Origin of the sequence: Nocardia sp. NPDC058705 (assembly GCF_042749305.1) — a bacterium.
Lineage (GTDB): Bacteria > Actinomycetota > Actinomycetes > Mycobacteriales > Mycobacteriaceae > Nocardia.
On sequence record NZ_JBHYRN010000015.1, the window covers coordinates 1 to 10,254 of the forward strand.

Sequence of the window (10,254 nt, forward strand, 5' to 3'; positions counted from 1 at the left end):
GGGGGCGCCGCGGTTTCGGGTCGGTCCCCGGGGCCGGGGGGGTTGGGTTTCCGCGCCAAACCCGGCGACCCGGCCGCGACCGGCCACTTCGTGGCCGCTGCTCCCTATGGGTCGCAGGTGGTGGGTGGGTTGGGTGGTGCGGCACCAACTCCAAGGGTGCTGGATCCGGCATCGGAGAGTTCACAGGCATTCGAGTCGGCGTCACCCTCCCGTAGGTCGTTCCACTAACGTGGGGCCCGTGAACTCAGTCCTGGCCTACATTCCGAGTCCGCCCCAGGGGGTCTGGCAACTCGGACCCTTCCCGCTGCGGGCGTACGCGCTGTTCATCATTCTCGGCATCGTCGTCGCCATCTGGTGGGGTGAACGGCGGTGGCGCGAGCGCGGTGGGCAGCCGGGCGCGGTGCTCGATGTCGCGATGTTCGCGGTGCCGTTCGGTCTGGTCGGTGGGCGGATCTATCACGTCGCCACCGACTGGCAAAAGTACTTCGGGCCGGGCATGCATCCCGTCGAGGCGCTCTACATCTGGCAGGGCGGCCTCGGTATCTGGGGTGCGGTGGCGTTCGGCGCCGTCGGTGCCTGGATCGGTTGCCGGATCTACAAGATCCCGCTGCCCCCGCTCGGCGACGCGGTCGCACCCGCGGTGCTGCTCGCCCAGGCCATCGGACGGCTCGGCAACTACTTCAACCAGGAGCTCTACGGGCGCGCCACCGATGTGCCGTGGGGGCTCGAGATCTACGAACGCTTCGATGCCGAGACCGGCGCGCGCGACATGATGAACGGCGTATCGACCGGGCGGGTGCTCGAGGTCGTGCATCCGACGTTCTTGTACGAGCTCGTGTGGAACGTGCTGATCGTTGTCCTGCTGGTGCTGGTGGACAAGCGCTACAAGATCGGGCACGGGCGCCTGTTCGCGCTCTATGTGGCCGGGTACAGCTTCGGCCGCTTCTTCGTCGAACTGATGCGCAGCGACGAAGCCACCCACATTCTCGGCATCAGGATCAACTCGTTCACCTCCGCGCTCGTCTTCCTCGGCGCCATGGCCTACTTCGCATTGGCGACCAAGGGCCGCGAGACACCGGCCCAGCTGCAACCCGACGGCGAACCGCGTCCGTGGCCGTGGCAGTTCGCGAAGCTGCGGGCTGCCGGTGCGGCCGACAACACTGTCGACGTGACAAAGACGTCGGATTCCGTTGCCACTGAAGGTGATTCGACGAAGTCCGACACCGACGCGAAGGATGCGGGCAAGGCGAAGGAGGTCGCGACCGTGACCAGCGATGACGCCTCGACCGACGCCGCCGACGCCGCCTCGGAACCGACGAAATCAGGCGCGAACAAGTCCTGATCCACGACGGTTTTCGCACGAATCGACGCGGCGCCCGGCAACACCGCGGGCGCCCGTCGCGATATTTCGAATGTATGGCGAGCACCGATCGGGTGGTACCCGACAAGACAACGACGGGTGGTACCGGCAACAATGGCGCGTGATCGTCGCGCGCGCACCGCCGTTCGGCCGATCACCACTGGCCGGGGGCCACGACGGGTACCCGCACGAATGATGGAGGACATTTAGTGACCGACCCCTATAACCCCAATCCCCAGTACGGGCCCGACCTGAGCAAGCCCCAGGACGGCGGCGCGCAGCCGCAGTACGGTCAGCCTGCCTACGGCCAGCCTTCGGACCCGTACGCCCAGCAGCCGCAGCCGGGTTACGGCCAGCCGCAGTACGGTGCGCCGCAGCCGCAGTACGGTCAGCCCGCCGACCCGTATGCCCAGCAGCCGCAGCCCGGTTACGGCGCCGCGCCGTACGGTGCCATGCCGCAGGGCTACAACCCGAACGACCCGGAAGCGCCCTACGGCCGGGACATGTACGGCGTGCCGTTCTCGGACAAGCAGAAGCTGATGGCCGGTCTGCTGCAGATCTTCCTCGGCAGCTTCGGCGTCGGCCGTTTCTACCTCGGCTACACCGGTCTCGGTATCGCCCAGATCGCGGTCACCTGGCTGACCTGTGGTCTCGGCGCCATCTGGCCGCTGATCGACGGCATCATGATGCTCACCGGCAAGGTGCCCGACGCGCAGGGTCGCCCGCTGCGCGACTGAGGTCCGCTACACCGCCGATGAACGGGTGCTCTGCTCACGCGGGGTGCCCGTTTCGCGTTTCCCCGGGGCAATTGCGATCACGGTGAGCGATACTCTGTGTCGGTCTGTCGCGGCGCCGTAGCGTCGCTGGGCCTGCGCGTGCCCTCTACGCGTAGCGGAGAAAGGGATGTTCGTGCGCAAATTCATTGCCGCCGCCGTACTCGCTGTTGTCGCCGCGACGGGCCTGTCGGCCTGCTCGTCGGCGTCGGACCCGAACGTGTTGAAGGTCGGCACGGAGGGCACGTACGCGCCGTTCAGCTACCAGGAGGGTGGCACGCTCACCGGTTACGACGTCGAGGTCGCGCAGGCGGTCGGCGAAAAGCTCGGCAAGCGGGTCGAATTCGTGCAGACCCCGTGGGACTCGATCTTCGCCGGTCTCGAGTCCAAGCGTTTCGATCTGGTCGCCAACCAGGTCACCGTGAACCCCGAGCGCACCGCCAAGTACGCGCTGTCGCAGCCGTACACGACGTCGGAGGGCGTGATCGTCACCAAGTCCGACAACACCACCATCACCTCGCTGGCGAGCCTGGCGGGCAAGACCACCGCCCAGTCGGCCACCAGCAACTGGAGCAAGGTCGCCGCGGGCGCGGGCGCGAAAGTCGAAGCGGTGGAAGGGTTCGTGCAGGCGGTGCAGCTGCTGAAGGCCGGTCGGGTCGACGCCACCGTCAACGACACCCTCGCCGTGGGCGAGTACACCAAGAAGACCGGTGACACCGGCATCAAGATCGCGGCGCAGACCGGCGAGACCAGCAAGCAGGCCTTCGCCGCGCGCAAGGACGACACCGCGCTCATCACCGATGTCGACAAGGCACTTGCGGAGCTGCGCGCCGACGGCACGCTGGCCCGGCTGTCGGAGAAGTACTTCGGCACCGACGTCAGCAAATAGCGGATGGATCCGGCTACCTGGGAGCTGATCCGGCACAACCTGGTGCCGATGCTGAAGGCCACGGTGACGATGACGTTGCCGCTCACGGCAGTCAGCTTCGTCATCGGTCTCGCCATCGCGGTGGGTGTCGCGCTGGCCAGGATGTCGTCGCGGCGGGTGCTGTCGGTGCCCGCCCGCTTCTACATCTCGATCATCCGCGGCACCCCGCTGCTGGTGCAGCTGTTCATCGTGTTCTACGCGCTGCCGCAGTTCGGGATCGTCATCGATCCGTTTCCGGCGGCGGTGATCGCGTTCAGCCTCAATGTCGGTGGGTACGCCGCGGAGGTGGTGCGTTCGTCGATCATGAGCGTGGCGCACGGGCAGTGGGAGGCCGCGGAATCGCTGGGCATGACCTACGTCCAGACGCTGTGGTACATCGTGTTCCCGCAGGCCGCGCGAATCGCGGTGCCCCCGCTGTCGAACACGCTGATCTCGCTGGTCAAGGACACTTCCCTGGCTTCGACCATCCTGGTCACCGAGCTCCTGCGCACCGCCCAACTCGCCGCCGCGCCCACCTTCGACTTCTTCGCCCTCTACGGCGTCGCGGCGATCTACTACTGGGTCATCTGCCTGATCCTCGGCTTCGGCCAAACCCGTCTGGAGACAAGACTTTCCCGGCACGTAGCCGTTCGTTGACACCCGATTTGGTGAACGCCGAGGGAACTCATCGGGAACCCTCGGCCCCGATCACCACGAAATCCGCCGGTCCGCCAGGTCGACGCCGCCTCGCCCGTCGACCGTAAAATTCGCGGCGAGGAGGACCAGTACTAGGCTGAGGGCGTGATGCGACGGACGAAGATTGTGTGCACCCTGGGGCCGGCCACTGCCACCCAGGATCGTATTCGGGAGCTCGTCGAAAGCGGCATGGACGTGGCGCGGCTGAACTTCAGCCACGGCGACCACGCCGACCACGCCGACAACTACAAGATGGTCCGCGCGGCCTCCGACGAGACCGGCCGCGCGGTCGGCATCCTTGCCGACCTGCAGGGCCCCAAGATCCGCCTCGGCCGCTTCGCCGACGGCAAGACCGTGTGGGCCAACGGCGAGCAGGTGCGGATCACCGTCGACGAGGTCGACGGCACCCATGACCGCGTCTCGACCACCTACAAAGAGCTCGCCCAGGACGCCAAGGCCGGTGACCGGCTGCTCGTCGACGACGGCAAGGTCGGCCTCACGGTGGAAGCCGTCGAAGGCAACGACGTGGTCTGCCGGGTCACCGAGGGTGGCCCCGTCAGCAACAACAAGGGCCTGTCGCTGCCCGGCATGAACGTGTCGGTGCCCGCGCTGTCCGAGAAGGACATCGCCGACCTGGAGTTCGCCCTGGAACTGGGCGTCGACTTCATCGCGTTGTCGTTCGTGCGTTCGCCGTCCGACATCGAACTCGTGCACGACATCATGGACCGTGTCGGCCGCCGCGTGCCGGTGATCGCCAAGCTCGAGAAGCCCGAGGCGATCGACAACCTCGAGGCGATCGTGCTGGCCTTCGACGCGGTGATGGTCGCGCGCGGTGACCTCGGCGTCGAGCTGCCCCTCGAGCAGGTGCCGCTGGTGCAGAAGCGCGCGATCCAGATGGCGCGCGAGAACGCCAAGCCGGTCATCGTCGCCACCCAGATGCTCGAGTCGATGATCGAGAACTCCCGCCCGACCCGCGCGGAAGCCTCCGACGTCGCCAACGCGGTGCTCGACGGCGCCGACGCGGTGATGCTGTCGGGCGAGACCTCGGTCGGCGCATGGCCGATCGACGCGGTGCGCACCATGGCCCGCATCGTCACCGCGGTCGAGACCGAAACGTCGCGGGTGCCACCCCTGACCCACGTGCCGCGCACCAAGCGTGGCGTGATCTCCTACGCCGCCCGCGACATCGGCGAGCGGCTCAACGCCAAGGCGCTGGTCGCGTTCACCCAGTCCGGTGACACCGTGCGCCGCCTCGCGCGGCTGCACACCCCGCTGCCGCTGCTGGCGTTCACCCCGATGCCGGAGGTGCGCAGCCAGCTCACGCTGAGCTGGGGCACCGAGACGTTCATCGTGCCGATGGTGGACACCACCGACGCGATGATCCACCAGGTGGATCAGGCGCTGCTCTCGCTCGAGCGTTATCGCAAGGGTGACCTGGTGGTCATCGTCGCCGGGTCCCCTCCGGGTACCGTCGGTTCCACCAACCTGATCCACGTGCACCGCATCGGCGAAGAGGACCACTAGTAGTGAGCAGCTCGATCGAACTCGAAACCACCCAGGGCGAGCCGACACCCGATCTGCGGGTGTTGCTCGACCTGCTCGACCTCGAGTCGATCGGCGAGGACACCTTCCTGGGCAAGCACCCGGAGAAGGTGTGGAGCCGCACCTTCGGCGGGCAGCTGGTGTCGCAGGCGATCATCGCCGCGGGCCGCACGGCGGGGGAGCGGCCCCTGCACGCGATCAACGCGCATTTCGTGCGCGGCGGCGATGTGAAGAAGCCGATCGAGTACCACGTGCAGCGCCACCGCGACGGTCGTTCGCTGGCCAACCGGACGGTGACGGCCAGCCAGGACGGCCAGGAGCTGTTCGTCATGCTGGCCGCGTTCCAGGACTTCGGCAAGGGCCTCGAGCACGCCCACGACGGCCCGGACGTGCCCGATCCGGAAACCCTGCCCCGGGTGGAGGAGAGCTTCGCAGGCTTCGAGGACAAGCTGGAGATGTTCATCAAGGCGCCGCACCCGATCGACATGCGCTACACCAACGATCCGTCCTGGATCCTCAAGGGCACCGGCGAGAAGCTCAACCACAACCGGGTCTGGATGCGCACCGACGGCGCGCTGTCCGACGATCCGCTGTTGCACACCGCCGCGCTGGGTTACTCCTCCGACACCACCGTGCTCGATTCGATCATCACCACGCACGGTTTGTCGTGGGGGCTGGACCGAATTCTCGCGGCGACGGTGAATCACTCGATCTGGTTCCATCGCCCGTTCCGGTTCGACGAGTGGGTGCTCTACGCCACCGAATCGCCGGTCGCGGCGGGCTCGCGGGGGCTGGCGACGGGCCGGTTCTATTCGCGCACAGGCGAATTGATCGCCACCACCGTCCAGGAAGGCGTCATCCGGCACTTCCCGTCCCGCTGAGCGCGGAGTCAGCGTAGTTCGCGGTCGAGTTCCGGTGCCACGACGTCGGTGCGCTGGTGCGCGCGCAACGTGAACGGCACACAGTGGGTCGGCTGCGGCCCGGCGGCACCGTAGACGGCCAGTGCGAGACCGTGTTCGAGATCGGCGATGTCGGCGTCGGTGAGATCGGCGGGCTCACCGACCAGACTCAGCGCGATCTCGTAGGTACTCTCGGTGTCCGGGTCGATGCCGGGATAGCTACTGCGCCACTGTGATTCGAGGTCGTGATGGACCGGATCGCTCGGATCGACCGGCATGGTGAACCGCCAGGCATAGACGTCGCGGTCGTGGACGTGGTCGTCGAGGACCGTCCGGACACTGGCGACGATGCGGTCGAGGATCTCCGGTGTCACATACACATGGAGCGAAACATCCGAAATGCGTTTCGGCAAGTCTGTAGTCCCGTCGTGTGTCGAACCTGTCAGGGGTAACACCCACGTCCGCGCCGAAGTGTAATCCCTGCGCGCCGTGGGGAACAGACCTTCGCGAGCTCCCGGCTCAGCGTCTGCGCTGGGCGGCCAAGAACGCCGACAGCGGGCCGGGCCCGCCCGGTGCTATCACCAGGCCGGGGCTGTCGCCGTCGCCGGAGTGTTTGGTCTGCTCGTGCGGTGCCAGCGCACCGAGTACGGGGAACAGCAATTCAGCGATGCGGTCGCCGACCTCGAGAAACGCGGTGGGTGACAGGCCGATCGGATCGGCGATGTTCTCGCGGCCGACATAAGCCAGGTTGTTGCGCGCGTGGTGCAGTGCGGCAATGGATTTCGCGCCGGTGACCTTGGCGATACGATGCGCCTCGGTGAGGGTGAAAGTGCGCGGCGCGGTGCCGAAGGCCATTTCACCGACCTGGTCGCGTAAGGAATCGGTCATCGTCAGCACCAGATCGGCGCGATCGATCATGTCGGCCTTGAGTTTTCGGGCCTTGAATCCGGTGGTGTCGCCACCGAGCCCGTGGATCGTCTCCGCCGCCAGGGGTTCCGGGGGAAAGCCGACCAGTGCCCTGGTGCCCGCGCTCTCCGCGGTGAGGCCGGGTAGGCCGTTCTCCGCAGCGAACGCCAGGGTGAGCCGTTCGGCGATCACCGAGCGGCAGACATTGGAGTTGCAGACGAAGAGCACGTGCATACCGACACCGTAATCGGGTCGATTGTCACGGAGTAGGTCGGAATTGTAACCATCACAAGCGCGGTACTACTTATTCACCTTTCGGTTGAATGCCGTACATCATTCACGATGCGCAAATCCGTTGTGTGTGACCGTGATACCCGCGAGATAAGGGTTGGAAACCTTGTGGTGATATGTGTCGGTCATCACTCTTTCGCGGCATAATAATTCAATTCGGTAATAACTGGTGGGGTGCCGCGGGGGAGAGCGTCGGGAGCGACCGGTGCCGGTCTCGTCGGGCATGTCGTAGGCCGCTGGGGCGGACTGGTGGCGCCGCGGCATCGAGCACGCGATGTCCTCGGGTGGCGGTGGTCCGTCGGGGCGATCGGCAGGAGGGCGACACGCGCAGGATCGCAGCCCGCCCGCGACGGCTTTTCGGGGCGCTACGGCGCAGGTCGGCGTCCGGTTCGACCGGCGGTTCGCTTCCGGGCGCGCCGAGACGCTATAGTGACCGCGGTGCGCCGGGTTGGCGGAACTGGCAGACGCGACGGTCTCAAAAACCGTTGTCCGAAAGGACGTGTGGGTTCGAGTCCCACACTCGGCACCACGGCGGAAGCGCGGCACATGCCGCGCTCCGCGGGGGAGTATCCGGCGCAGGGTGTGCGCGATCTCATCGCAGGCGCATTCTCGGCGCGGAGGCGAAAGGTACTCTTTACAACGCCGGTCGTGGTGTGATCGACAGGCATCTCCAATCCTGAGGGGTCGAACCTATGAGCACGAATGCAGCCGGCGCCACGCAGCCCGCGGCCAAGCGGGTCGTCGTCGCTGAGGACGAGGCCCTGATCCGCATGGACCTGGTCGAGATGCTCAAGGAAGAGGGCTACGACGTCGTCGGTGAAGCGGGCGACGGGCAGCAGGCCGTCGAGCTCGCCGAGGAACTGCGCCCCGATCTGGTCATCATGGACGTGAAGATGCCGCGCCGTGATGGCATCGACGCCGCCGCCGAGATCGCGACGAAACGTGTTGCGCCCGTGGTGATTCTGACCGCGTTCAGTCAGCGCGACCTCGTCGAGCGGGCGCGTGACGCGGGTGCGATGGCTTATCTGGTGAAGCCGTTCACCAAGTCCGATCTGGTGCCCGCGATCGAACTCGCCGCCAGTCGTTTTCACGAAATCACCGCGCTGGAAACAGAAGTCGCGAATCTGTCGGACCGTTTGGAGACGCGCAAACTGGTCGAGCGGGCCAAGGGTGTGCTCATGCAGACCCAGGGGCTCTCGGAACCGCAGGCGTTCAAATGGATTCAGCGCACCGCGATGGATCGGCGCACGACCATGAAGGCGGTCGCCGAGGTCGTGCTGGAGAACCTCACCCCGCAGTGACGCGCTTCGGCTCTTACTGCCGCGTGGGCCGGAAGCAGAAAATATTTACGTAAGCGAAACAATAACGTTAACTATTGCTGGACAAGAAGCGTCCGACATGATGCGAATGTGATGCGGATCTAACAAAGCGGCGATATGTTCTCTGCGGGCTGAACGTGGTCGGCCCCCTCGGTGAACCCGGGGAGCACAGGACATAGAGGTGAGACGTGCTCAGTTCGACATGGCGCAGTCGTTCGACGCGAGGAGTTCTGGTAATCGGAGCTGCCGCGTCGTTGGTGTTGTCCGGATGCAGTGACAAGTCGTCCGATGGCGGCGGTGGCGGCAACACCGATCTCTCCATCCAGCCGGTGGTTCAGCTCGATACCCAGGGCAAGGCCGTCGCGACGACCGACTCCGGTGCGGCCGCGGACCCCGCAGGCGACGGCAAGGCCAAGTGCGCGCCGGTGACGCTCGGCATGGCGGGCCCGCTGACCGGCGGTAACGCCGCCCTCGGCATCAACATCATCATGGGCGTGAAGCTGGCGCTCGACAAGCACAACAAGGCCAATCCGGATTGTCAGGTGTCGGTCAAGCAGTTCGACACCGAGGGCAAGCCGCAGATCGCCAGCCAGGTAGTGCCCTCGATCGTCGCCGACCCGAGCATCGTCGGCCTGATCGGCCCGACCTTCTCCGGTGAGACCAAGGCGACCGGTCAGATCCTCGCCGAGGCGGGCATGCCGACGCTGACCGCATCGGCCACCAACCCCACGTTGACGACCAACGGGTGGAAGACCTTCTTCCGCGGGCTCGGCAACGACGACTCGCAGGGTCCGGCCATCGCCAACTACCTGACCGGCGAGAAGGGCTTCAAGAAGGTCTGCGTCGTGCAGGACAACACCGACTACGGTGCCGGTCTGGCGAAGGCCTTCAACACCGCCGCGGGTGCCGCGGCCGACCCCTCCTGCGCGACCAGCGTCAAGGAAGGTGACAAGGACTTCTCGGCCGCCGTCTCGTCGCTGAACGCCGCCAAGCCCGACGCCATCTTCTACGCCGGTTACTACGCCGAGGCCGCACCGTTCGTGCAGCAGCTGCGTTCCGGTGGCGTGACCGCCGCCTTCGTCTCCGCCGACGGCAGCAACGATCCCGAGTTCGTCCGCCAGGCCGGATCCTCGTCGAAGGACGCCCTGCTCTCGTGCCCGTGCAGCCCGGCGCCGGAGAAGTTCGCCGCCGACTACAAGGCGCTCAACGGCCAGGCGCCCGGCGTCTACTCCGTCGAGGGATACGACCTGACCACGATCCTGCTCAAGGGAATCGACTCGGGTAAGGTCACGCGCGCCGAGCTCGTCGACTACGTCCGCAACTACAGCGGAACCGGTGTCGCCCGCCAGTACAAGTGGGGCGAGACCGGCGAACTGGCCAACATCCAGATCTGGATGTACCAGGTCAAGTAGTTCCGATGAGTATGCGGCGGTGGGGGGGGGGGGTGGGGGCGCCCCCGGCGCCGGGTGGCACGGGCAAGAAAAGGACACAAGCGGGGGGGGGGGGGTTGTCAGGGTGGGGGGGGGGGGGGAGGGATGGAGTGAGGAGGGGGGGGTGGGGA

At 66.4% G+C, this 10,254-nt stretch carries 10 protein-coding genes and 1 tRNA gene; 9 read left to right on the forward strand and 2 right to left on the reverse strand.

The window, feature by feature from the left end; genetic code table 11:
* Positions 1-229 precede the first annotated feature (229 nt).
* The 6 genes from lgt to ACFW6D_RS18305 all read left to right on the forward strand — a co-directional run bounded on the left by lgt (position 230) and on the right by ACFW6D_RS18305 (position 6,159).
* Positions 230-1,342, forward strand: coding sequence for a prolipoprotein diacylglyceryl transferase (lgt, locus tag ACFW6D_RS18280; RefSeq protein WP_379329568.1), 1,113 nt, complete (start codon positions 230-232; stop codon positions 1,340-1,342).
* Between the two features lie 227 nt (positions 1,343-1,569).
* On the forward strand, positions 1,570-2,097 hold the full coding sequence (locus ACFW6D_RS18285) for an NINE protein (RefSeq protein ID WP_379235167.1): 528 nt from the start codon (positions 1,570-1,572) through the stop codon (positions 2,095-2,097).
* 172 nt (positions 2,098-2,269) lie between these two features.
* Positions 2,270-3,022, forward strand: a complete 753-nt coding sequence (locus tag ACFW6D_RS18290) for an amino acid ABC transporter substrate-binding protein (RefSeq protein ID WP_379329813.1) — start codon at positions 2,270-2,272, stop codon at positions 3,020-3,022.
* A 3-nt stretch (positions 3,023-3,025) separates the two neighbouring features.
* Positions 3,026-3,697, forward strand: a complete 672-nt coding sequence (locus ACFW6D_RS18295) for an amino acid ABC transporter permease (RefSeq protein WP_379329570.1) — start codon at positions 3,026-3,028, stop codon at positions 3,695-3,697.
* Between the two features lie 144 nt (positions 3,698-3,841).
* Complete coding sequence (gene pyk / locus ACFW6D_RS18300; RefSeq protein WP_379329572.1) at positions 3,842-5,260, forward strand: pyruvate kinase; 1,419 nt, start codon at positions 3,842-3,844, stop codon at positions 5,258-5,260.
* Positions 5,261-5,262: 2 nt separating this feature from the next.
* A complete protein-coding gene (locus ACFW6D_RS18305) occupies positions 5,263-6,159 on the forward strand; it encodes an acyl-CoA thioesterase (protein ID WP_379329574.1) in 897 nt (298 codons plus the stop codon).
* Positions 6,160-6,167: 8 nt separating this feature from the next.
* On the opposite strand, the gene ACFW6D_RS18310 is transcribed toward ACFW6D_RS18305, so the two are convergent.
* Both ACFW6D_RS18310 and ACFW6D_RS18315 read right to left on the reverse strand, forming a co-directional pair.
* A complete protein-coding gene (locus ACFW6D_RS18310) occupies positions 6,168-6,551 on the reverse strand; it encodes a hypothetical protein (protein ID WP_379329576.1) in 384 nt (127 codons plus the stop codon).
* A 145-nt stretch (positions 6,552-6,696) separates the two neighbouring features.
* Positions 6,697-7,317 (reverse strand): low molecular weight phosphatase family protein, encoded by a 621-nt coding sequence (locus ACFW6D_RS18315; RefSeq protein ID WP_379329578.1) that lies wholly within the window; start codon positions 7,315-7,317, stop codon positions 6,697-6,699.
* A gap of 499 nt (positions 7,318-7,816) precedes the next feature.
* Here ACFW6D_RS18315 and ACFW6D_RS18320 point away from each other — a divergent pair.
* The 3 genes from ACFW6D_RS18320 (at position 7,817) to ACFW6D_RS18330 (ending at position 10,105) form a co-directional block, all read left to right on the forward strand.
* Positions 7,817-7,903 (forward strand) — tRNA-Leu (locus ACFW6D_RS18320).
* Between the two features lie 163 nt (positions 7,904-8,066).
* Entirely contained in the window at positions 8,067-8,675 is a 609-nt protein-coding gene (locus tag ACFW6D_RS18325) for an ANTAR domain-containing response regulator (RefSeq protein WP_379329580.1), read from the forward strand.
* Positions 8,676-8,947: 272 nt separating this feature from the next.
* Complete coding sequence (locus ACFW6D_RS18330; protein WP_379329582.1) at positions 8,948-10,105, forward strand: branched-chain amino acid ABC transporter substrate-binding protein; 1,158 nt, start codon at positions 8,948-8,950, stop codon at positions 10,103-10,105.
* Positions 10,106-10,254: the final 149 nt, after the last annotated feature.